The sequence below is a fragment of the Halopseudomonas sp. T1L2 genome, assembly GCF_055397385.1.
Map to the genome: position 1 here is coordinate 2,972,590 of NZ_AP040865.1, position 23,411 is coordinate 2,996,000.

At 64.2% G+C, this 23,411-nt stretch carries 17 protein-coding genes; 8 read left to right on the forward strand and 9 right to left on the reverse strand.

Translation table 11 applies throughout. From position 1 onward, the window contains the following. Positions 1–191 precede the first annotated feature (191 nt). The 8 genes from ACZ5WQ_RS14125 to ACZ5WQ_RS14160 all read left to right on the forward strand — a co-directional run bounded on the left by ACZ5WQ_RS14125 (position 192) and on the right by ACZ5WQ_RS14160 (position 10,515). Complete coding sequence (locus tag ACZ5WQ_RS14125; RefSeq protein WP_464382503.1) at positions 192–569, forward strand: MerR family transcriptional regulator; 378 nt, start codon at positions 192–194, stop codon at positions 567–569. A 51-nt stretch (positions 570–620) separates the two neighbouring features. Then, entirely contained in the window at positions 621–1,784 is a 1,164-nt protein-coding gene (locus ACZ5WQ_RS14130; RefSeq protein ID WP_464382504.1) for an isovaleryl-CoA dehydrogenase, read from the forward strand. Positions 1,785–1,955: 171 nt separating this feature from the next. Next, the gene (locus tag ACZ5WQ_RS14135; protein ID WP_464382505.1) at positions 1,956–3,563 is read left to right on the forward strand and encodes a carboxyl transferase domain-containing protein; all 1,608 of its coding nucleotides are present in this window, start codon (positions 1,956–1,958) and stop codon (positions 3,561–3,563) included. A 200-nt stretch (positions 3,564–3,763) separates the two neighbouring features. Next, positions 3,764–4,564, forward strand: a complete 801-nt coding sequence (locus tag ACZ5WQ_RS14140) for a gamma-carboxygeranoyl-CoA hydratase (protein ID WP_464382506.1) — start codon at positions 3,764–3,766, stop codon at positions 4,562–4,564. Then, positions 4,557–6,494, forward strand: a complete 1,938-nt coding sequence (locus ACZ5WQ_RS14145) for an acetyl/propionyl/methylcrotonyl-CoA carboxylase subunit alpha (RefSeq protein ID WP_464382507.1) — start codon at positions 4,557–4,559, stop codon at positions 6,492–6,494. The genes ACZ5WQ_RS14140 and ACZ5WQ_RS14145 overlap by 8 nt, the downstream gene beginning before the upstream one ends. Beyond that, entirely contained in the window at positions 6,491–7,399 is a 909-nt protein-coding gene (locus tag ACZ5WQ_RS14150; protein WP_233048606.1) for a hydroxymethylglutaryl-CoA lyase, read from the forward strand. Before ACZ5WQ_RS14145 ends, ACZ5WQ_RS14150 begins: the two co-directional genes overlap by 4 nt. Beyond that, positions 7,396–9,351 carry an acetoacetate--CoA ligase gene (locus tag ACZ5WQ_RS14155; protein ID WP_338212517.1) on the forward strand — a complete coding sequence of 652 codons (1,956 nt, stop codon included), beginning with the start codon at positions 7,396–7,398 and terminating at the stop codon, positions 9,349–9,351. Before ACZ5WQ_RS14150 ends, ACZ5WQ_RS14155 begins: the two co-directional genes overlap by 4 nt. Before the next feature lie 123 nt (positions 9,352–9,474). Next, on the forward strand, positions 9,475–10,515 hold the full coding sequence (locus ACZ5WQ_RS14160; RefSeq protein ID WP_464382508.1) for an NAD(P)H-dependent flavin oxidoreductase: 1,041 nt from the start codon (positions 9,475–9,477) through the stop codon (positions 10,513–10,515). Here the strand turns inward: ACZ5WQ_RS14160 and ACZ5WQ_RS14165 are convergent. The 9 genes from ACZ5WQ_RS14165 to ACZ5WQ_RS14205 all read right to left on the reverse strand — a co-directional run bounded on the left by ACZ5WQ_RS14165 (position 10,512) and on the right by ACZ5WQ_RS14205 (position 23,409). Beyond that, positions 10,512–11,651 (reverse strand): response regulator, encoded by a 1,140-nt coding sequence (locus tag ACZ5WQ_RS14165; RefSeq protein WP_464382509.1) that lies wholly within the window; start codon positions 11,649–11,651, stop codon positions 10,512–10,514. The genes ACZ5WQ_RS14160 and ACZ5WQ_RS14165 overlap by 4 nt on opposite strands. Continuing rightward, on the reverse strand, positions 11,648–13,276 hold the full coding sequence (locus ACZ5WQ_RS14170) for a diguanylate cyclase (protein WP_464382510.1): 1,629 nt from the start codon (positions 13,274–13,276) through the stop codon (positions 11,648–11,650). Before ACZ5WQ_RS14170 ends, ACZ5WQ_RS14165 begins: the two co-directional genes overlap by 4 nt. Then, positions 13,269–13,658 (reverse strand): response regulator, encoded by a 390-nt coding sequence (locus ACZ5WQ_RS14175; RefSeq protein ID WP_335601015.1) that lies wholly within the window; start codon positions 13,656–13,658, stop codon positions 13,269–13,271. The genes ACZ5WQ_RS14170 and ACZ5WQ_RS14175 overlap by 8 nt, the downstream gene beginning before the upstream one ends. Before the next feature lie 41 nt (positions 13,659–13,699). Next, a complete protein-coding gene (locus tag ACZ5WQ_RS14180; RefSeq protein WP_464382511.1) occupies positions 13,700–15,328 on the reverse strand; it encodes an ATP-binding protein in 1,629 nt (542 codons plus the stop codon). Positions 15,329–15,360: 32 nt separating this feature from the next. Further along, a complete protein-coding gene (locus tag ACZ5WQ_RS14185) occupies positions 15,361–19,746 on the reverse strand; it encodes a PAS domain-containing protein (protein WP_464382512.1) in 4,386 nt (1,461 codons plus the stop codon). 122 nt (positions 19,747–19,868) lie between these two features. Next, positions 19,869–20,642: an SDR family NAD(P)-dependent oxidoreductase gene (locus tag ACZ5WQ_RS14190; protein ID WP_285676958.1), complete on the reverse strand. Its 774-nt coding sequence runs from the start codon at positions 20,640–20,642 to the stop codon at positions 19,869–19,871. 101 nt (positions 20,643–20,743) lie between these two features. Further along, entirely contained in the window at positions 20,744–22,117 is a 1,374-nt protein-coding gene (locus ACZ5WQ_RS14195; protein ID WP_269688345.1) for an ATP-binding protein, read from the reverse strand. Then, entirely contained in the window at positions 22,114–22,776 is a 663-nt protein-coding gene (locus ACZ5WQ_RS14200) for a response regulator (RefSeq protein WP_233048616.1), read from the reverse strand. Before ACZ5WQ_RS14200 ends, ACZ5WQ_RS14195 begins: the two co-directional genes overlap by 4 nt. 3 nt (positions 22,777–22,779) lie before the next feature. After that, positions 22,780–23,409 (reverse strand): hypothetical protein, encoded by a 630-nt coding sequence (locus ACZ5WQ_RS14205; protein ID WP_464382513.1) that lies wholly within the window; start codon positions 23,407–23,409, stop codon positions 22,780–22,782. Positions 23,410–23,411: the final 2 nt, after the last annotated feature.

Genomic DNA, 23,411 nt, shown 5'->3' on the forward strand with positions numbered 1-23,411 from the left:
TTGTATGCACGAATGGGTAAATCTGGAAATTGGGATCAGATGAAAATTAATTACTCAAAAATGTTTACCTGATCCGTTTTCCCTTCTTCCGCTTCTCCCACTGCAGATCCCACTGATCGCCTGCAGCTTGACGCCCCAGCGTCCGTCAGCTTACCTTTACGTTAACGTAAAGCAACCCAAGCTGCCGCTCCATGACCCAGACCTACAGCATTTCCGACCTCGCCCGTGAGCTGGATATCACCACGCGGGCGATTCGTTTTTATGAGGAGCAGAACATGCTCAGCCCCGAGCGTCGTGGGCAGGAGCGGGTTTATAGCCCTCGGGATAAGGTGATTCTCAAGCTGATTCTGCGCGGCAAGCGCATCGGGTTTTCGCTGGCGGAGTGTCGCGAGCTGATTGAGCTGTACGACCCGGGCCACGGCAATCGCAAGCAGCTGGAGACCTTTCTGGACAAGATCACCCAGCGCCGTGCGCAGCTGGCGCAGCAGTTGCTGGATATCGAGCAGATGCAGATTGAGCTGGATACCGCGGAGGAGCGCTGTCGAACGGCGCTGGAGCAGACCCAGTAGTAGCTTTTTTTTCCTTTAAACGCCTACACAACAATAAACACAGGTGAACCCATGCATTACCCATCGCTGAACTTCGGTCTTGGCGAGACCATCGATATGCTGCGCGAGCAGACCCGCAATCTGGTTGATGCCGAGCTGGCGACGCGTGCCGCCCAGATCGACCGGGAGAATCAGTTTCCGCAGGAGATGTGGCGGCGTTTTGGTGACATGGGACTGCTGGGCATTACCGTGCCTGAGGAGTATGGCGGCTCGGGGCTTGGGTATCTGGCGCATGTGGTGGCGATGGAGGAGATCAGCCGCGGGTCGGCGTCGGTGGGCTTGTCCTACGGGGCGCATTCCAACCTGTGCGTGAACCAGATCAACCGTAACGGCACGCCGGAGCAGAAGGCGAAATACCTGCCCAAGCTGATCAGCGGTGAGCATATCGGGGCGCTGGCGATGAGTGAGCCGAACGCCGGTTCCGATGTGGTCAGCATGAAGCTGCGGGCCGAGCGCCGGGGCGATCACTTCGTGCTCAATGGCAGCAAGATGTGGATCACTAACGGCCCGGACGCGCACGTCTATGTGATCTACGCCAAGACCGAGCCGGAAAAAGGGCCGCACGGCATCACTGCGTTTATCGTCGAGCGCGATTGGGCCGGTTTCTCCCGCAGCCCCAAGCTGGACAAGCTGGGCATGCGCGGCTCGAACACTTGTGAGCTGGTGTTCGACAACGTCGAGGTACCGGCCGAGAACATCCTCGGCCAGTACAACGGCGGCGTGAAGGTGCTGATGAGCGGGCTAGATTACGAGCGCGTGGTGCTCTCCGGTGGCCCGACCGGGATCATGCAGAGCTGCATGGACGTGGTGGTGCCCTATATCCACGACCGTCAGCAGTTCGGCCAGAGCATCGGCGAGTTCCAGCTGATCCAGGGCAAGGTCGCCGACATGTACACCCAGCTGAACGCCAGCCGCGCCTATCTCTACACAGTGGCGCAGGCCTGCGACCGTGGCGAGACCACCCGCAAGGACGCCGCCGGGGTAATTCTCTACACCGCCGAGCGTGCGACGCAGATGGCGCTGGACGCGATCCAGATTCTTGGTGGCAACGGCTATATCAACGACTACCCCACCGGCCGCTTGCTGCGCGACGCCAAGCTGTACGAGATCGGCGCCGGCACCAGCGAGATTCGGCGGATGTTGATTGGACGGGAGTTGTTTAATGAGACGCGGTGAGGCAGCTGCAAGCTGCAAGCTACAAGCGGCAAGCCAACCCCGGCCACTCCACGGTTTTTACCGGACGAGAGCCCAACGCTTATCGTGGCTCTGTGCCCTTGACGTCCAGACAGCTCCGTGCAGCTTGCGGCTTATAGCTTGCGGCTTGCCGCTGCGCAGGGAGCGCGTCCGATGAGCGTCCTGCAAACCCAAATCAACCCCGGCTCACCGGAATACGCGGCCAACGCGAAGGCCATGCGCTCCCTGGTCAGCGAGCTGCAAGCCCTGCTTGCCGCCATTGCTCAGGGCGGGGGCGAGGCGGCGAATGCGCGGCATCTGGCGCGTGGCAAGCTGCTGCCGCGTCAGCGCGTGGACGCCCTGCTCGATCCCGGTTCGGCCTTTCTGGAGATCGGTCAGCTGGCCGCCCATGAGGTCTATGGCGAGTCGGTGCCAGCCGCCGGGGTGATCGCAGGTATCGGCCGGATCGAAGGCGTTGAGTGCATGATCATCGCCAATGACGCCACGGTGAAGGGTGGTTCCTACTATCCGCTGAGCGTGAAAAAGCACCTGCGGGCGCAGACCATCGCCCGTGAGAACCGCCTGCCCTGCGTCTATCTGGTCGACTCCGGCGGTGCCAACCTGCCACGCCAGGACGAGGTGTTCCCGGACCGCGAGCACTTCGGGCGGATCTTCTTCAATCAGGCCAACATGAGCGCCGCGGGCATTCCGCAGATCGCCGTGGTGATGGGCTCGTGCACCGCTGGCGGCGCCTACGTGCCGGCGATGGCCGACGAGACCATCATGGTGCGCGAGCAGGCGACCATCTTCCTTGCCGGGCCGCCGCTGGTGAAAGCGGCGACTGGCGAGGTGGTCAGCGCCGAGGCGCTGGGCGGCGCCGATGTGCATTGCCGCACCTCCGGGGTGGCCGACCATTACGCCGAGAATGACGAACACGCGCTGGCTCTGGCCCGCCGCTGCATCGCCAATCTGAACTGGCACAAGCAGGGCGAGCTGAACAGCCGCCCGGTGCTGCTGCCACGCTATCCGGTGGAGGAGCTGTACGGGGTGATTCCGGCTGACAGCAAGCAGCCGTTCGACGTGCGCGAGGTGATTGCGCGGTTGGTCGACGACAGCGCGTTCGATGAGTTCAAGGCGCTGTTCGGCACCACGCTGGTGTGCGGGTTTGCGCACCTGCACGGCTACCCGGTGGCGATTCTGGCCAACAACGGCATCCTGTTTTCCGAGGCCGCGCAGAAGGGTGCGCACTTTATCGAGCTGGCCTGCCAGCGCGGCATTCCGCTGCTGTTCCTGCAGAACATCACCGGCTTTATGGTCGGCAAAAAATACGAGGAAGGCGGCATCGCCAAGCACGGCGCCAAGCTGGTGACCGCGGTGGCCTGTGCCCGGGTGCCCAAGTTTACGGTGATCATCGGCGGCAGTTTTGGCGCCGGTAACTACGGCATGTGCGGCCGCGCCTACGATCCGCGCTTTCTGTGGATGTGGCCGAATGCGCGCATCTCGGTGATGGGCGCCGAACAGGCCGCGGGCGTGCTGGTGCAGGTCAAGCAGGAGCAGGCCGAGCGCAGTGGCGAGCAGTTCAGCACCGAGCAGGCCGAGGCCCTGCGCCGCCCGATCCTCGATCAGTACGAACGCCAGGGCCACCCCTACTACGCCAGCGCCCGCCTGTGGGACGACGGCGTGATCGACCCGGCGCAGACGCGGGATGTGCTGGGGTTGGCGATTTCGGCGGCGTTGGGAGCGCCTATACCGGCCAGCACGTTCGGTGTGTTTCGGATGTAGCGGCGCACATCAGCCGCAAGCTGCAAGCCGCAAGCTTCAAGCTGACCGAGCCGGCGGAGCGTTTTTTGCGAGGCAGGTAACCCTGCGTTGGCTTGGGTTAGCAAACGAGCTTGTGGGCTGCACGGACAGCTTGCCGCTTGTAGCTTGCGGCTTGCAGCTGCGCGAGCAAGAGCGCGCCAGCCACCAATCGAGAAAACAACATGAATGCTTACGAAACGATAGAACTCGAATTCCGCGCAGACGGTGTGGCGACGCTCTGGCTTGCTCGCGCAAGCAAGAACAACGCCTTCAACGCCCAGATGATCCGCGAGCTGCTGGATGCGCTGGATGCGGTGGCGGCTAACCCGGCGGTGCGCTTCATGCTGCTGCGCGGCCGCGGCAAGCACTTCTCTGCCGGTGCCGATCTGGCCTGGATGCGCGACTGCGCGGCGCTGGATTACAACGCCAATCTGGACGACGCCCGCGAGCTGGCCCAGCTGATGGCGTCGCTGGCGCAGCTCAAGGTGCCGACACTGGCGGTGGTGCAGGGCGCGGCCTTTGGTGGCGCGCTCGGGTTGATCAGTTGCTGCGATATGGCGATTGGCGCGGAGGACGCGCTGTTCAGTCTGTCGGAGGTGCGCATTGGTCTGCTGCCGGCGGTGATCAGCCCCTACGTTACCCAGGCCATCGGTGCCCGCGCCACCCGCCGCTACGCGCTGACCGCCGAACGCTTTGACGGCCTGCGGGCCCGCGAGCTGGGGCTGCTGGCCGAGTGTTATCCGGCAGCCGAACTGGAGGCGGCGCTCGATCAGTGGGTCGCCAACCTGCTGCTGAACGGTCCGCAGGCGATGAGCGCCACCAAGGCGCTGTTGCAGGAGGTCGGGCTGGGCGCCATGAGCACGCCGCTGCGCCGCTACACCGAGGCAGCGATTGCCCGGGTGCGGATCAGCCCCGAAGGTCAGGAGGGCCTGTCGGCCTTCCTGGAAAAACGCCAACCCGGCTGGTGCGCGAGCCATGATTGATTCCCTGCTGATTGCCAACCGCGGCGAAATTGCCTGCCGCATCATGCGCACCGCGCGCGAGCTGGGTATCGCCACTGTGGCGGTACACAGCGATACCGACCGCGACGCCCTGCACGTGCGCTGCGCCGATCAGGCGGTCAACCTGGGTGGCGCGCGGCCGAGCGAGAGTTATCTGCGGGTTGAGGCGATCATCGCCGCGGCCAAGGCCACCGGTGCCCAGGCGATTCACCCCGGCTACGGCTTTCTCTCCGAGAACGCCGACTTTGCCCGCGCGGTCGACGCCGCCGGGTTGATCTTCGTCGGCCCGCCGGCCGGCGCGATTGACGCCATGGGCAGCAAGTCGGCGGCCAAGGCGCTGATGGACGCCGCCGGGGTGCCGCTGGTGCCCGGTTATCACGGCGACGATCAGGCGCTGGAGACCTTTCGCGTCGAAGCCGCCAAGATCGGTTACCCGGTGCTGCTCAAGGCTGCGGCCGGTGGCGGCGGCAAGGGCATGAAGGTGGTCGAGAGCGAGGCGCAGCTGAGTGAGGCGCTATCCTCCGCTCAGCGTGAAGCGCAGGCTGCCTTTGGCGATGCGCGCATGCTGGTGGAAAAATACGTGCTGCAGCCGCGCCATGTGGAGATTCAGGTGTTTGCCGACCAGCACGGCAACGGGGTGTATCTGGCCGAGCGTGACTGCTCGATCCAGCGTCGCCACCAGAAGGTGGTGGAAGAAGCGCCGGCGCCCGGCCTGTCGCCGGAATTGCGCCGGGCCATGGGCGAGGCGGCGGTCACCGCCGCGCGGGCGATCGGCTACGTTGGCGCCGGTACCGTGGAGTTTCTGCTCGACGCCCGTGGCGATTTCTTCTTCATGGAGATGAACACCCGTCTGCAGGTCGAGCACCCGGTCACCGAGCTGATTACCGGGCAGGATCTGGTCGCCTGGCAGCTGCGCGTGGCCGCAGGGCAGCCGCTGCCGCTGAGCCAGGAGCAGATCGTGCTGCGCGGTCACGCGATTGAAGTGCGGCTCTACGCCGAAGACCCGGAGCAGGACTTTCTGCCCGCCAGCGGCGAGCTGACGCTGTACTTTGAGCCGGCGGGGGGCGTTGGGCGGCGGGTCGACAGCGGGGTGGTCGAGGGTGACCGCATCTCGCCGTTCTACGATCCGATGCTGAGCAAGCTGATTGCCTGGGGTGAAGACCGGGAAACCGCCCGCCGCCGTCTGCTGGCGATGCTGGCCGAGCAGCAGCTGGGCGGAGTGCACAGCAACCTCGCCTTCCTGCGCCGGGTGCTGGCGCATCCGGCCTTTGCTGCCGCCGAGCTGGACACTGGTTTTATCGCCCGTCATACCGACGTCCTGTTGCCTGCACCGGCCCCGCTGCCCGACGCCTTCTGGGCGCTGGCGGCCCGTGCCTGGTTGCTGACGGCACCCTCTGCTGCGCGGGCTGATGACCCGCACAGCCCTTGGGCCGCTTCCTCCGGGTTGCGCCTCGGACTGGCCGGCGAGCAGCGCCTGCATCTGCGCTGTGGCGAGGCCGAGGCGCGCGCCCTGCCCGCTGCCGGCGTCAGCCTGCAGGGCGGTCAGTTGCTGGTTGAGGGGCGTCGTCATATCGTGCAACGCCGCGGTCAGTGGCTGTTTGTCGAGTGGAACGGGCAGTTGCAACGGGTCACCCTGGTGGACCCGGTCAGCGAGGTAGAGGCCCGGCAACACGGCCACGGCGGGCTGACAGCACCGATGAACGGCAGCGTGGTGCGGGTGCTGGTCGAGCCGGGTCAGCAGGTGGCTGCCGGCGAGTTGCTGGTGGTGGTCGAGGCAATGAAAATGGAGCACAGTATTCGCGCTGCCGAGGCCGGAGAGGTCACGGCCGTTCACTGCGCCGAGGGTGATCTGGTTGACGAAGGCCGGGTGCTGGTGGCGCTGCAACCGCTTGCTGAGGAGGCAACGGCATGAGCATGCCGCAACAGGTGCGTCTGGTCGAAGTCGGCCCGCGTGATGGCCTGCAGAACGAAAAACAACCGATCAGCGTCGCCGACAAGGTGCGTCTGGTCGATGACCTGAGCGCTGCCGGTCTGAGTTATATCGAGGTTGGCAGCTTCGTCTCGCCCAAATGGGTGCCGCAGATGGCCGGCTCCGCCGAGGTGTTTGCCGCTATTCAGCAGAAACCCGGCGTGACCTACGCGGCGCTGGCGCCGAACCTCAAGGGCTTCGAAGGCGCGCTCGCCGCCGGGGTGAAGGAAGTGGCGGTGTTTGCCGCCGCCAGCGAGGGGTTCTCGCAAAAGAACATCAACTGCTCGATTGCCGAGAGCCTGCAGCGCTTTGAGCCGATCATGGCAGCGGCCAGGGAGCACGGCGTGCAGGTGCGCGGTTATATTTCCTGCGTGCTTGGCTGCCCGATCGATGGTGACGTAGCGCCGGAGCAGGTCGCCGCGATTGCCCGCGAGCTGCTCGACAGCGGCTGCTACGAGGTCTCGCTCGGCGACACCATCGGCGTCGGCACCGCAGGCGATACCCGCCGGCTGATCGAGGTGGTTGGCCGCGATATCGACCGCAGCCTGCTGGCCGGGCATTTTCACGATACCTACGGGCAGGCGCTGGCGAATATCCACGCCAGCCTGCTGGAAGGCGTGGCGGTATTCGACAGCTCGGTCGCCGGGCTCGGCGGTTGCCCCTACGCCAAGGGTGCGACCGGCAACGTCGCCACCGAAGACGTGCTCTACCTGCTCAACGGCATGGGTATCGAGACGGGTGTGGATATGGCGGCGCTGGTGCAGGCCGGTCAGCACATCTGCAACGTGCTGGGCAAAACCAACGGCTCGCGCGTGGCGCGGGCCTTGCTGGCTCGGGAGCAGGCATGAGCGAACCCTTGTGGCGGCCGGCGCCCGAGCGGGTTGCGGCCAGTCGGATGGATGCCTTCCGGCGCTTTATCAATCAACGCCATGATCTGGCGCTGGCAGACTACGCCGAGCTGCATCAGTGGAGCGTCAGCGCGGTTGACGCGTTTTGGCAGGCGGTGGCCGACTTCTTTGCGGTGGACTTCAGCACGCCGCCGCAGCGGGTGCTGGATAACCCGGATGCCATGCCCGGCGCGCAGTGGTTTGCCGGTGCCGAGCTGAACTTTGCCGCCCACCTGCTGCGCCGCCGCGACGATCACCCGGCGCTGGTCGCGATCAGCGAAGACGGTCAGCGTGAGCAGCTCAGCTACGCCGAGCTGGCGGCGCGGGCGGCCGGGTTGCAGCAGCACCTGCTGAAGCTCGGTGTGCAGCCGGGTGACCGCGTTGCGGCGCTGATGCCCAATACCTGGCAGACCGTGGTCGGCATGCTGGCGGCGGCGAGCATCGGCGCGGTCTGGTCCTCCTGCTCGCCGGACTTTGGCGCGCAGGGCGTGGTCGACCGCTTCGGCCAGATCGAGCCGCGGGTGCTGATCGCCTGCAGCGGTTACCGCTACGCCGGCAAGCAATTGGATATGAGCAGCAAGCTGGCGGAAATCCTGCCGCAGCTGGGCGGCCTGCAGCAGCTGATTCTGGTGCCCTACGGTGGCGTGGAGCCGTGTCTGGCCGAGTTTGCCTCGGTGGTCTCGACCGCCCACTGGGACGACGTCAGCCAGCCGGCCGGCAGCCCGGCGTTCACCGCCCTGCCCTTTGCCCAGCCGCTCTACATTCTGTATTCCAGCGGCACCACCGGGGTGCCCAAGTGCATCGTTCACGGTGCCGGTGGCACCCTGCTGCAGCACCTCAAGGAGCACGGCCTGCACACCGATCTGGGCAGCGAGGACGTGCTGTTCTACTTCACCACCTGCGGCTGGATGATGTGGAACTGGCTGGTCTCCGGGCTGGCGCTGGGTGCTACGCTGGTACTTTACGATGGTTCGCCGTTTGAGCCCTCGGCCGAGCGACTGATCGACCTGGTCGACGCGGAAAACATCAGTATTTTCGGCACCAGCGCCAAGTACCTGGCCGCGCTGGAAAAGGCCGGGGTCGAGCCGAATCGCAGCCACCAGCTCAGCCGCCTGAAGGCGGTGCTGTCGACCGGTTCGCCGCTTGCGCACGAGGGCTTTGATTACGTCTACCGCTGCTTCAAAGCGGACCTGTGCCTGTCGTCGATCTCCGGTGGCACCGACATCGTCTCCTGTTTCGCCCTCGGCAACCCGACCGCGCCGGTCTGGCGTGGCGAACTGCAGTGCAAGGGCCTGGGCATGGCGGTCGAGGTGTGGGACGACGAAGGGCAGCGGCTGGCCGAGGGCAAGGGCGAGCTGGTCTGCAGCAAACCCTTCCCGTCGATGCCGCTGGGCTTCTGGAAGGATGAAGACGGCAGCCGTTTCCGCGCCGCCTACTTCGAGCGCTTCCCCGGCGTCTGGGCGCACGGCGATTACGCTGAAGAGACCCCGCACGGCGGGCTGATCATCCACGGCCGCTCGGATGCAGTGCTCAACCCCGGCGGCGTGCGTATTGGTACTGCGGAAATCTATCGGCAGGTGGAAAAGGTCGAGGCGGTGCTGGAATCGCTCGCCATCGGCCAGCAGTGGCAGGGCGATGTGCGGGTGGTGCTGTTCGTGCGCCTGCGTGAGGGGATGGAACTGGATGCGGCACTGGAGGCGGAGATCCGCCAGGTGATTCGCGCCAACGCCACCCCGCGTCACGTGCCGGCGAAGATCATCGCGGTCAGCGATATCCCGCGCACCCGCAGTGGCAAGATCGTCGAACTGGCGGTGCGCAACGTGGTGCACGGTCTGCCGGTGAAGAACACCGACGCGCTGGCCAACCCTGAGGCGTTGGATCTGTTTCGCGACCTGTCCGACTTGCAGTATTGACCGGGAAGGCCGAGTTCCAACTCGGCCACGTGGCTGCTGCGGAGCTTGCTGGTCGAGCGGGAGCTCGACCCCCCGGCGTGCTATGGTTTGCGGCGCTACTCACCGCAAAATGGAGCACGCTGGATGACATTGACCGATCTGCTGGGAACCGAACTGCCGCTGATTCAGGCGCCGATGGCGGGTGTACAGAACAGCGCGCTGGCGCTGGCGGTGTGCCGCGCGGGCGGGTTGGGCTCGTTGCCCTGCGCCATGCTCGGTGCCGATGCGCTGCGCGCGGAACTGGAGGTGTTGCAGCGTGAGGCGGCAGGCCCCTGGAATCTTAATTTCTTTGCCCACCAGACACCGTCTGCTGATGAGGCCCGAGAGCAAGTCTGGCGCGCCGCACTGGCGCCCTACTACGCCGAGTTCGGGTTGGATATCGACAGCATTCAACCCGGTGCCGGTCGCCGCCCGTTCGATGCCGAAACCCTTGAGCTGATCAGCGCCTACCGTCCACCGGTGGTGAGCTTTCACTTTGGCCTGCCGGAAGCGGCCATGATCGAGCGGATCAAGGGCTGGGGCGGCAAGGTGCTGTCCACCGCCACCACCGTAACCGAAGGCCTTTGGCTGCAGGCCAATGGTGCCGATGCGGTGATTGCCCAGGGGTTGGAAGCGGGTGGCCATCGCGGACATTTTCTGTCGACCGATGTGAGCCTGCAGATGGGCACGTTTGCGCTGTTGCCGCAGCTGGTGGCGGCGCTGGACATCCCGGTGATCGCCGCTGGTGGCATTGCCGACGCCAACGGTGTAGCCGCCGCCATGGCACTGGGCGCTTCCGGAGTGCAAATTGGCACCGCCTACCTGCTCTGCCCGGAGGCAACCACCAGCGCACTGCACCGGGCAGCACTGCAGAGTGAAGCGGCGCAGCACACGGCGTTGACCAACCTGTTCTCCGGCGGCGCCGCGCGGGGCATCGTCAATCGGGTGATGCGTGAGCTGGGACCCATAAGTGATCTGCCGCCCCCCTTCCCGCTCGCCGGTACGGCGATCACGCCGCTGCGCACGGCGGCAGAGAAAGCCGGAAGCGGAGATTTTTCGCCGTTGTGGGCCGGGCAGAACGTAACCGGTTGCCGCGCCGAGCCCGCCGAAAGTCTGACCCGCGCTTTGATGGCGTTGGTGGGTTAGCTCACCTCGACCCGGTCGTGGCCGATCAACCTGAGCAATTGCTGCAGCTGGCTCGGGTCGGGCTTGGCGAAGCCGGTTTCCAGCGCCGCGATGCGCATCAGAATGCGATCCTTGCGCAGCCCGGTCTGGGGCAGCTGGAACAGCGAGCCCGTCAGTTCGCGCAGCAGGAATGGCAGTTGCTGCTGGGTCTTGATCTGGTTGCCGAAAGGCGCGGCGTAGTCGTTGATCATCTGCTTGATGGTGTCATCATCGGCCTGCTGGCCGTAGTTCAGGTAGTGCTGAATGGCGCAGATCACCGCCATTTCGCCAAGGCGGCAGAAGTTCACAGCGGTATCCAGCGGGCCGGCGGCGATCGACTGGTGTGCGCTCAGACGTTTCAGGGCATCGGAGAGGGCTTCACGTTCGGCCATGAAGCCGGCGGCCAGACGTTGCAGCAGGGGATGCTCCAGTGCGATGCGGGCGCGTGAAAGTCGCCTGGCCAGGTCAGCGCAGGTATGGCTGCCAAGCCACTCATAGGCCTCACTCAGGCTGATACAGGCGCCCTCACGGCCGCGCAGCAGGCCTTCGCGGTTGGCGCGATTGATACTGACCAGGGCCAGCAGCGGCTCGTTGCGTGCGAGTGTCAGGTAATCGGCCTGATTGGCTTGCTGCGGCAATACTGCAGCCTCCTGCTGACGCTCGGGGCTGGTCCAGGCCAGTCGAATCGGTTGCTTGAGACGCGCCTGAAGGAAGCCGTCCAGATCACCGATATTGCCCGCTGCGGCGCTTCCTTCCTGATCCCGCTGCAGCAACCTAGCCAGTCGCCTGCGCAGGTCATCCAGCTTGAACGGCTTGGCGATCAAGTCGGCAATGCCGGCGGCGCGGGCATCGAGCACCAGCTGACGGTCGATGCTGGCGGTGACCAGCACGCGCAGACTGCGTGGGGCGCGCCGTGCGACCTCTCGGGCCAGATCCAGACCACTGCGGTCACTGAGCTGCAGATCGGTGATCAGCAGATCAACGCGGTCGCTGCGCAGGTGGTTGATGGCGCTGACAGCACTATCAAACAGGTGGGTTTCGATGCCGCCCAGATCGCGCAGGACGGAACGCAACAGTTCCGCAATCCAGGGGTCTTGCTCGACGATAATTGCTTTCAATGGTTACCAGCCCCGGCTTTGCAGATACGGTCGCGACCCGATTCCTTGGCGTCATAGAGTGCGCGGTCGGCGTCATCCAGCAGGGCGTTGCTGTTCCAGTCCGGTGCCATGCAGCTGCTGATGCCGGCACTGAAGGTGCAGTTGAACGGTTTGCCCTGTGCCGAACTGAACTGCACCGCGCTGAAGGCCTGACGAATGCTGTCGAGTATGCTGAAGGCATCGTCCTCACTGCAGCCTGGCAACACGGCAACAAACTCCTCGCCGCCATAGCGGCCCAGCCGATCGATCTTGCGCAGGCGCTGGCGCAGCAGGTTGGACAGGGCGCGGATCACGCTGTCGCCGCTGGCATGGCCGTACCGGTCATTGACCAACTTGAAACGATCAATGTCGATCATGGCGACGGTCAACGGGGAGCGGGTGCGCAGCGCCCGCTCGGCTTCGATTTCAACCTGCTCCTTGATGTCGGCGTGTTTCAGCAGGCCGGTCAGGCTGTCTCGAGCCAGTGCTTCACTGACCATGCGGGCGCGCTGTGCGCGGGCATAGACGGTCGTCAGCAGAGCGCTGTCACTGATCGGCTTGGTAATGAAGTCGTCTCCGGCCTTGAGCAGGGCCGACATCTGCCGCTCGGCATTGACCTCGGCCGACAGGTAAACGATGGGGACACGCAGCCAGTCGTCGTTCAGGCGGATCACCTGTGCCAGTTCCGGACCGCTGTTCTGCGGCATGCTGAGGTCCATCAGCACCACTTCAGGGCTGAACGCTGTCATCTTGTCCAGCAACTGGTGCGGATCGCTCAGGGTGTCGACCATCATGCCCGCGCTGCTCAGCACCAGGGCGTAGCGAGCGCTCAACTCGGTATCGTCATCAATGATCAGCACCCGGAACGGGCCGCCCTGAAGCGTGTTGAAGCAGCGTTCCAGGCGGCTCTCAAGCATCGGCAGATCAACCGGTTTGGTGAAAAAACCGATGGCGCCAACACGCACGGCATGCAAGCGACCGGTGAAATTGTCCTGTGAACTGATGACCAGCAGCGGCGGCGATTGGGCATCACGCTGGCGAAACACCGGGTCCTGCAGCAGTGTGCTGCCAGGCGGGCTGGTGTCGACAATCATGGCGTCGATATGATCGGCTTGATGCAGGGTCGTCGGATTGTCGAAGCAACTCGTCTGGTAACCGAAGCTGCCCAGGGTGCGCTGTAACTGCTCGCGCATTTGGTCGTCCGCCACCAGCAGGCCAATATGCCGCTGATCACGCTCATCGGTCCTTGGTGTGTCGAGGCGCTGGTGCTCGGTTGGGGTATCGGGGGTATGCTCCAGCAGCTGATTCAGGTGATGCGTCGCCTCTGCCAGGCTATTCAGCACGGCACTGGAGCGGTGCTGCGCATCCAGCTCGGCCTGGGCGCGTTGTTCCAGCTCTCGACAACGCTCACCCAGGGCTGCGTAGCCAAAGGTGCCGGCTGACCCGGCCAGCTTGTGCAGGCGATCACGCATATCCTGCAATGCGTTTGGGGTATTTTGCAGCTGATCCGCAAGGTGGTTCAGCTCATCCAGTTCGTCGTGCAGACGTTGGCGAAAACGCTCTTCCAGAGCGGCCAGCTGGGCGACGAGCTGTTCTGATTCATGCATGCTTGTGTTCCCAAATCTCGCGGATCTGATCTGACAGGGTCATAGGGTCGAACGGTTTGATGATGACGCCGGCGGCACCCAGGTCTCGGTAGGCAGCCACCTCCTGGGTCTGCGCCTTGGCCGTCATGAATACGATCGGCACGCCCTTCATGCAGGATAGCTTGCGCAGCTCGGTCAGGGTCTGCGGGCCGTCCATTCCGGGCATCATGACATCCAGAAGGACCAGCTGGGGGCTGAAGTCATCGACGGCGGCAAGGCCGTCGGCACCGGAGTCGCAGCTGCGTACCTCAAAGCCGCCCACCACCTCCAGTGCGACCCGGGCAACTTCCTGAATCGAAGGATCATCCTCGATGTGCATTATGCGTTTCAGTACTACCGTCATACTATTGTGCATCCTGTGTCTTGGTACTGCCTTGATCGATGTCAAGGTGGTGGCACATCGCCTTGATTTTGTCGATTGTCTGACACCGCTAGCGGTAAGGTAAACCAGAAACAGGAGCCCCTGTCGACTTCCGATTGCACGCCTACCTGGCCGCCCATGCGTTCAATCAGCTCCTTGCAGATAGCCAGCCCAAGCCCGGTACCGCCGCGCCGACGCTTGTCGGTTGTGTCGAGTTGACTGAATTGCGTGAACAGCAGCGGTTGCTGTTCGGCGGCGATACCTATGCCCTGATCAACGACACTGACCGTGACCGAGTCACCCTTCAGGTGCCACTCTATGCGGATCGAGCCGCCCGAGTGCGAGAACTTGGCGGCGTTCGACAGGTAATTGGTCAGCACCTGCTGCAGGCGGCGCTGATCGGCGATGATGGCCATGTCGGCCAGCCCGTCGGGGATATACCAGTGCACCTGAAAGCGTTCCGCGTAGGGGCGGTTGCTCTCCATTGCCTGAACAACAGCGGCGCGCAGGTCCTGGGGTTCAAGCTGTAGCGCTACCTTGCCGGCCTCAAGTTTTTCCATGTCGAGCAGGTCGTTTATCAGCTCATTGAGTCGCTGGCTGTTTTCCCGGGCAATACCAAGCAATCGTGCACCTGCGGCGGAGCTGGGATCGGTTGTGCCGCTGTGCAGCAGGCCAAGGGCGCCAGTGATGGCGGTCAGCGGGGTGCGCAGCTCATGGCTGACAGTCGCCAGGAAGTGGCTTTTCATGTTGCTCGCGTGACGGATTTCGGAAATGTCGTGCATGACCACGATGGCGGCGCCCGGACCGCCCTGTTCGGGATACAGCAGGCCACCACTGCAGAGCACGTGGCGCAGCGGCTGATCGGCACAGGCGATGCAGATTTCAACGTTCTCGACCGGTTTGCCCTGCCAGGCGCGCACCAGCGGTATATCGTCCGTGGTCAGCGGCGTCCGGCCGTCGGCAGCGTAGAGATCGTAGGAGCGTGCCCATTCCTCCGGTGGCAGGTTGAGCATGTTGGTACCATGCCATTGCTGGGCGGTGCTATTGAACTGGGTCAGAGTGCCGTCGTCCGCGCAGGCAACCACGCCGGCCTTGAGAGAGTCGAGGAGCCGCCGGTTCAGCGCCTGCTGGTGTGCCAGCTCATGCGCCTCTTCCAGGCTGGTCAGCAGGGTGTGGCGCAGTTGCAGCTGGTATTCGACCAGTCTGGCCAGCCGTTGCAGGGTGTCACGCTGCTGGTCGTTGAGGGTGCGGGGCCGCTGATCGATGACGCAGAGGGTGCCGATCAGGGTGCCCTGGGGGCTGGCAATCGGCATGCCGGCATAGAAGCGGATGCCGGGGTCACCGGTGACCAGCGGGTTGCCCGCAAAGCGCGCATCAAGGGTGGCATCGGTTACCTCCATCAACGTTGGCTGGCGTATTGCGTGGGCACAGAAAGCCATTTCTTTCGGCGTTTCGCTGATATCGAGTCCGACACGGCTCTTGAACCACTGGCGCTGGCTATCAATCAGCGAGATCAGTGCGATCGGAGTGTCCAGCCAGCGCGCAGCCAGTGTTGTCAGGTCGTCGAAGGCCTGTTCCCTGGGTGTGTCCATGATATGCAGCTGCGCCAGGGCGGCCAGGCGCTGCTGGTCGTTGCTATCGCCGTTGTTCACGCTGACTCCGCAAGACGGGTTTACAGGTCAGTTTAGACAGTTTCCCGGGTTGCAGCTGTGCTCTTGCAAGGCAGGCGTACCCAGAACCGCGAACCCTCTCCCTCGCGGGATTCAAAGCCGGCCTCGCCGGCCATACGGCGCGCCAGTTCGCGGGTAATGGCCAGACCAAGCCCTGATCCGGTGCGACTGCGGGTGCTGGTGCTGTCGACCTGGAAGAACTTGTCGAAGATGCGCTCGTGCTCCGTCGATGGAATGCCGATACCCTCGTCGCGCACGCTGATCTCTACCTGGTCGCCAAGGTATTGGGCACCGAGCCAGATGCGACCTTGCCGGCGCGAGAACTTGGCTGCTTTGGACAGCAGGTTGGCCAGTATCTGACCAAACCGCTGGCGATCAACGCTGACTACCACGTCGTCTATCGGATCCAGTAACTGCGTTACCTGGAATTGGTCGGCATAGCTCTGATTGAGCTCCAGCGCCTGTTCGAGCAAGGGGCGCAGGGGCTGATCCTGCAGCTGGATCTGCAATTGGCCGGCGGTCAGCTTGTCCATATCTAGCAGGTCATTGATCAGGCTGTGCAGGTTTTCGCTGTTTTGCACCGCGATACCGAGCAGCCGACGCATGTTTTCGGGGATGGTACCGAGCGCGCCGCCATGGATAAGCTTCAGAGCGCCACTGATGGCGGTCAGCGGGGTGCGCAGCTCATGGCTGACCGTGGAGACAAACTGTGCCTTCATCTGCTCGATCCGAATTTGCTCGGTGACATCCCAGATGAATCCGTCAAAGCCGATCAGACTGTCGTCGGCAGCAAATTCGGCACGGCCTTTTTCGCGTACCTGTACGATCTGCCCGTTGGCATGAATCAGGCGATAGGTGAGCTCGAAGGTCGGCTCGCTGCGTGTGCCCTGTATGCGTTCTCGCAGAGCCGAAAGGTCATCAGGGTGGACGATGCTGGCATAGCTGCGGAGCCGGTTATCGACCAGATCAACAGCCGGATAGCCAGTAATGTGTTCTATTTCGTTACTCAGGTAGGACATGCTCAACTGGTGGTCCGGGCGACGCCGATACACCGCGCCGGGCAGGTTGCTGACCATGCTGCGGAAGCGCGACTCGCTCTGTTGCAAGGCGCGCGTGGCTTCGGCCAGGTCGGTAATATCGGTGGCCATGCCAAGATAGCCGACGGCCTCGCCGTGCTCGTCGGCGATGCGGGTGACCGTCAGATTGACCTGCCGCTCCTGACCATCCTTGCGCCGATAGGTCCAGGAGCGGGTTTCCGAGCCGCCTTGCCGTGCTTCGTGGAGAAATACCTCCAGACCATCTATCGGCTTTCCGTAGTGGGCACTGAGCTCCTGGCTGCGCTGTTCTATTTCGCTGGATAGGTGGAAACAGATGGGCGTTTGCTGACCGACCATTTCCTCAGCCCGGTAACCCAGCAACTTTTCAGCACCGGTGTTGAACAGGGTGATGCTGCCCCGGGTGTTGACGACAATGACAGCCACCTCGGTTGAGGCCTTGATCACGGCGCTCAAGAAGGCACGGGCTTCGCGCACCTCCTCGGCAGCCGCCATCTCCTGACTGATATCGGTGTGAATGCCGCTCATCCAAAGTGCCCGGCCGCTGGCATCGCGGCGCGAGACCTGGCCGTGGCTCTGGATCCACACCCAGTGGCCATCCTGATGGCGGGCACGGCAGACATAGCGAAGATGGTCGGTCTCGCCGCGCAGGTGGGCCAGCAGTTGCGCACGAGCGCTTTCCCGGTCGTCCGGATGAATCAGTTCTGACCAGCTGGCCGCCGGAATCGACTGTGGCCTAGCTGCCGGAAGGCCCAGCATCTGCAGCCAGCGCGGGTTGACCTCGAGCTGTTCCGCGCTCATGTCCCATTCCCAGCTGCCGACGCCGGTAGCGTCGATGATACGTGCCAGCCTTTGCTGTTCACTGGCCAGGTGCTGCTCGATGTGCTTGCGCGTGGTGATATCGGCAATGAATCCATGCCAGACGATGTCGCCGTTAGCCAGTGGCTCCGGACTTGCGTAGCCTGCGACCCAGATTTCGCCCAGCCGCGGATGGCGAACGCGGTATTCCGAGCGCCACTCGGTGAGCTGGCGGGCGGATTCGCCGATTTCGGCCACGATCCGGTCGTGGTCCTCCGGATGGATCAGCTCGATGGCCGGCCTGGCATCGATACCGGCTTGCTCCGGTGTCAGGTCATAGATATTGCCGATGCCCTCGCTGCTGAAGGGAAACCAGCTGTGTCCGTCGCTGCTCAGCTGGTACTGGTAGACCATGCCGGGCAGGTGCTGATTGAGTTTGGCGAAGCGCTGCAGCAGCGCTTCGCGGGCCTGCTGCTCGGCCTGCTGCTCGAGCAGGCCGCTGCACCAGCGGGCGCAGAGCCGCATGAAATCGAGGTCGACCTCATCGAACGGTCGTGCCCGCGGTGCCGAGGCGGAAAAGTTCAGCGTGCCGTAACGGCGGTTGCCAACGATCAGCGCAACGCCGATGTAGCACTCCAGGGCAAAGGTCCGGTAGCAGGGGTGTCCGTTGAAGCGCGAGTTACCCATGCTGTCGATTACCATGACATCGTCGTGCTGATAGGTCAGGTTGCAGTAGGTTTGTTCGAAGTCGAAACAGGCTCCGCTCTCCGGACTGTTCTCGCCGCTGCTGGCAGCGATTACTTCATAGGTACTGCCGCTGATCCGGCTGACCAGCCCCAGGTCCAGCTGCAGGTAATCACAGCCCAGGTCGAGCAGTCGTTTCAGGCGCTCCTGATGAGACAGGCCAAAGTCCGCCGCGATGCGATTGAGCGAGCCCAGCGCCAGCCGCTGGCGCTCCAGGCGTTCCTGCAGGGCTGTGTGCTCCTCACGCTGGCGCATTGCATTAAGCAGCTGGCCCAGGCTGGTTTGCAGCGGTGCCAGAAATGTCAGCAGCGCCGGTCCGGCCTCATCCGGCCCATGAGACAGGGCCAGCATGCCCATCAGCCGCCCGCCAAAAAGCAGCGGGAGGAGCGCGGCGCCGTGCAGCTCAGGGTTGTCGCTGGCGATAAGCCTGGCTTGCTGGTCGCTGCTGGACGCATTCATGGCGTCAACCAGAGTACGCGGGGCCGGTTCGGGATGCGGCCGGGTATCAATGCTGCTTTGTAGCTGCAGTGTCTGGGTACCGTCCGGTTCGAGCCGGGACTGGCTGAGCAAACCGACCTGATAGCCGGTCAACGCCAGTATCTGTTCCAGCACCTCGTGCAGGCTGACCTGCATCCGGTTCTGCTGGATGTAGGCCGACTGGGTGCGGGCAATGATTTCCAGCAGGCGGCGATTGTGCTCCCGCTTCTGGCTTTCCTCGCGTATGGCGTCGGCGTGGCGCAGCACCTGGCGGCGTGCCGCCCGGTAACTGCTTAACTGCAGCAGGCTGAACAGGGCGCAGGCTGCAACCAGCGCCAGCAGCCATTTACCTGCCAGCTGCCGCTGTTCACGCAGATGCGCCGCTGCCTGGGTGCTGATATCGCGCCAGAGCACCAGAGCGGTTGGTGCAGGGGTGTCGGCCGGCTGTTCATCGGCCACGGCTTCCAGTGGCAGCAGGCTCAGCAGCCAGGTGCCGTCACTGTTGCTGTAAAGCCGTTCCGGCGTTCGCTGGTCGAGGGTACCGAGAGCGTCGCTTACGCCGGGCGGCATTGCTGCACCGTGTTTTTCTACCTGCAGCCAGCGGCCTTGCCCCAGCAGCGGCATAGAGTGCTTGAGTGATCCGGCAGGGACGCTGTCGGCTTCGAGCAGCAGAGACAGACCTTCGGACCTATCGATAGGTCCGTCGACAAGTGCCGGGAAGCTAACCTGCAAGGTGGCAATCAGCGGACTGTCGGGGCGGTTGTCTGCGAGCAGCGGGGCAACGGCGCTCTCGCTGGCATTGTCGTAATGGAGCGTCAGTCCGCTGCGGATCGCGGGGTCGTCTATCACCAGCTGATTTAGCGGATTGCCCTCGTCGTGCTGATCGCCCCAGACATCCCGCTCCCGCATGCGCAGCAGGGTGCTACGGTCTTCGATCAGGTTAACCTGTAATTCTTCAGCTCCGGCCTGGCGCAGTAGCTGCCAGAAACCGTCGAGGTCTTCTGCCAGCTGGGCGCGCAGGCGCAGCACCTCCGGATGGGCCCGGCCGTGCTCCCTGATCAGGGTATTGATGCGCCGGATCAGCCGCAGAACGTCAGGGTCCTGGCTGAGGCTGTAGACCGCGATCCGGGCTTCGCCGCGCATGGCTTGTCGGGCCTGTTCGAGGACGGACAGGTCGCGGCGAGCTTCATTGAACAGCTGCTCGCGCCACTGGGCGTCGCGTTGCTGAGAGGCGGCGACCGCCAGAAACAGGAATAGCAGGGCCAGCAGTACAATGCCGAGCGGCAGGGCGATGCGTCCGTTGCGGAAAGTGGGCAGCGTGGCCATGGGAGATTCCAGTGCGTTGTCAGCCCAGAAGATAGCGGTTTGCCGACCGCGCTGCCAGCGTCGCGCGCGCTCTGTGCCGGCACTTGTCAGGTGCCGGCAACGGGTACTGACGCGATCGCGGCTTACAGGCTGTTGTTCACATGACCACCATCGACGTTGATGATGGTGCCGGTCATGAACGAACCGGCCTCGCTGGCGAGCAGCAGCAGCGGGCCATCGAGTTCGTCGAGCTGCCCCAGGCGGCCCATCGGGACCTTGCTGCGCACGTAGGTCTGGCCATGCTCGGTGTCAAAGTAGTCGGAATTCATTTCGGTGCGGAAGTAGCCGGGGGCAATGGCGTTGACGCGGATACCGTTCTTGGCCAGTTCCATCGCCATGGCCTTGGTCAGCTGCACCACACCGGCCTTGGCGACCGCGTAGTGGGCCAGTGCCTTGCCAACCCGCAGGCCGAGGATCGAGGCAATGTTGATCACACTGCCACCCTGGCCGCTGCCGGCCATCGCCTTGCAGCCGCGATGGGCGACGCGCCAGGCGCCGTCGAGGTTGGTGTCGAGCATGCTGCGCCAGTTACCTTCGTCCATTTCCAGGAAGGGCACCGGATCGCCAATCCCGGCGTTGTTGACCAGAATGTCGCACACGCCGAAGGCGTGCTCGGCGGCACTGAAGCCGGCGTCGACGCTGTCGGCGTCGGTTACGTCCATGGTGACCGCCATTGCCTCAAAGCCCTGCTGCTTGAGCTCGTCCACCAGCGCGGACAGACGATCGGCGCGGCGGGCAGCGAGCACGACACGGGCGCCGGCAGCGGCCAGTACGCGGGCGAAGTGGGCGCCGAGGCCGCTGGAGGCGCCGGTAATCAGGGCAGTCTTGCCGGTCAGGTCGAAGCGCGAGGTGGTCATGGGTCGGATCTCCTGTTGTTATTGGGCATCTTGAACGCGCCCGAGTATCGGCCAACTTACCCCCTGATACCAGCGCAGGCTGCCCGGGTGATGACGCACGATCAGCCGGACACGGGTGTGCCGAGCGGGAAGCTGGCCTGCACCAGCAGGCCGCCGAGTGGACTGTCACCGAGCAACAGGCTGCCCTGGTGGCGCTCAATGATGCGTTGCACAATGGACAGACCCAGCCCCGCACCCTGGCTGTTGCCCTGGGTGTGAAAGCGTTCCAGCAGGCGCTCGCGGTCGGCGGGCGCCACGCCACTGCCGCTGTCTTCGACCCGCAGCACCAATTGGTCGGCCTGCTGCTGCAGGCTGATCAGAATCCGCCCGCCATCGGGGGTGTGCTGGATGGCATTGCCGACCAGATTTTGCAGCAACATGCCGAGGCTGCCGGGCTCCATCTCCACCTGTTCCGGCAAGCTGCCGTCGCTGACCAGCTCCAGTTCCTGATCTCGCCGCAGAGCCAGCGGCAGCAGTTCGGCAACGGCGTCTCGGCAGCTTTGCAGCAGGGCGACGGGCACCCGCTGGCGCTGCTGGTCGTCTGCCAGCCGGGCCAGGGTCAGCATCTGTGAGATCAGCCTGGTAGCGCGCTCCACGCCCCGGCGAAGGTGCTGCAGGGCCTGGTCACGCTCGGCCGGCTCGTTGGCCTGCATGGCGTTTTCGGCGTGGATTTTCAGCACCGCCAGCGGCGTGCGCAGTTCATGCGCCGCGTCGGCAATAAAGCGCTGTTCGCGGGCCAGCAACTGGTGCAATTGCTCGAGCATGCGATTGAGCGCGGCCTGCACCGGTTCCAGCTCCTGTGGTAGATCGCTGAGTACGATCGGCTGCAGACTGTTGGGCTCGCGCAGGCGGATCAGGCGGGCCAGCTCGTCCAGCGGTTTCAAGCCCGAGCCGATGGCAAACCAGACCAGCAGTACCAGCAGCGGGATACCCAGCAGATCGGGTACCAGTGTCCCGCGCACGATCTTGTCGACCAGCTCGCCACGTACGTCGCTGCGCTCGCCGACCCAAACCGCCAGACCGCTGTCGGGTGACTCCAGTACATAGCTGCGCCACTGGTGCTGCGCCTGCTGCAGATCGGCAAAACCCGGCTGCCAGTCGGCGGCGGTCAGCGGCGGCACATTGAAGGAGCGGGCAATGACCCGGCCCTCGGCGTTACGCACCTGGAAGGCCAGCTTGCTTTCATAGCGGTGTCCGAGTTTGGGGTGCTCGCCGCTGGTTTCCAGCAGCGCCTGGGCCAGTTGTTCGGTCGGAATCTGACCCTGCGAGGCACCGAGCAGGCCGATCAGTACCCGTGCGCTCTGGCCCAGCTGAGCGTCGAACAGCTCTTCTACCTCGTGGGTGGAGTCGTGGTGGCTGGCCCAACCCATGATCAGGGTGCTGACCAGCAGCAGCCCCAGCACCCGCACCAGGATGCGCTTGCGGATGGATTTCATGCGTCGCGCTCGATCATGTAGCCGACCCCGCGCAAGGTGCGGATCAGGCCGCTGAACAGCTTGCGCCGCAGGTGGTGGATATGGACTTCCAGGGTGTTGCTGTCGACTTCCTCATTCCAGCCGTAGAGCGCCTGCTCCAGCCGATCACGGGTCAGCACCCGGTCCGGCTGAGCCATCAGTTCGTGCAGCAGGATGAACTCCTTGCGCGACAGATTGACGTTGCGGCCTTCGAAGCTGACCTGCTGGCTTTGCGGGTCGAGGGTGACGCCGCGCAGCTGGATCAACGGCTCGGCGCGCCCGGCGCTGCGCCGCAGCAGGGCGCGGATGCGGGCTTTCAGTTCGGCGCTGTCGAACGGCTTGATCAGGTAGTCGTCGGCGCCGGCATCGAGGCCGGCGATGCGGTCCTGCACGCCGTCGCGGGCGGTCAGCACCAGTACCGGCACGGCCTGATGACGGTCGCGCAAGGCGCGCAGCACCTGCAGACCGTCCATCCGCGGCAGGCCCAGATCCAGAATGGCCAGATCAAAGGGCTCGCTGCTCAGCGCGTGCAGTGCGCTGGCGCCGTCCTGCAGCCAGTCGAGTGTATAACCCTCGCCCTTGAGCGAGGTGAGAATGCCCTCGGCGAGGGAGCTATCGTCTTCAACCAGCAGCAGTCGCATGGGTTACCTGTTGGCGATTTTATCCAGTCGGGCGCGGATCTCGGCCTGGCGGCCCTGATCGGCCAGCGGGCGGTCCGGGCGCGGGGCAGCAGCCTGGGCCTTGAGCAGCGCGGCGCGGGCTTCAGCATAGCGCTTCTGGTCGATCAGGTAATCGCCCCAGAAGTAATTGCTGTCGATACCGTCCGGGTTCAGTGCCAGTGCCTGCTTCAGCAGCGCTTCGGCCTGCTCGTCATCGCCAAAGCCGATGGGCCAGCCCGGAACCTGGTAGTAGAGCGCGCCCAGACTGGTGTAGGCCGAGCCCTGCAGTGCCTGCGGGTCAACCTGCAGGGCGTGCTCGAACAGGCTCTTGGCCTCCTTGACCTTGCCCAGTGCGCCCAGGCCGCCGTCGGCGCCAGCCCAGCTGCTGAGAATGATGCCGCGCCAGATCAGCAGCGGGGCGTCATCGGGCTCCTTTGCCAGCGCCTGCCCGGCTTCGGCGGCCAGGGCTTCGAAGGCGTCCGCCTTCTGGTCTTCCGGCAGCTGGTACTGAATTTCCGCCCAGCGTTGCTGCAGCGGAGCGATATCGGCGGCAAGGATGTTCAGGCTGAAGCCGGCCAGCAGGCCGGCAACGAGATAACGAATCCAGATGGACATGA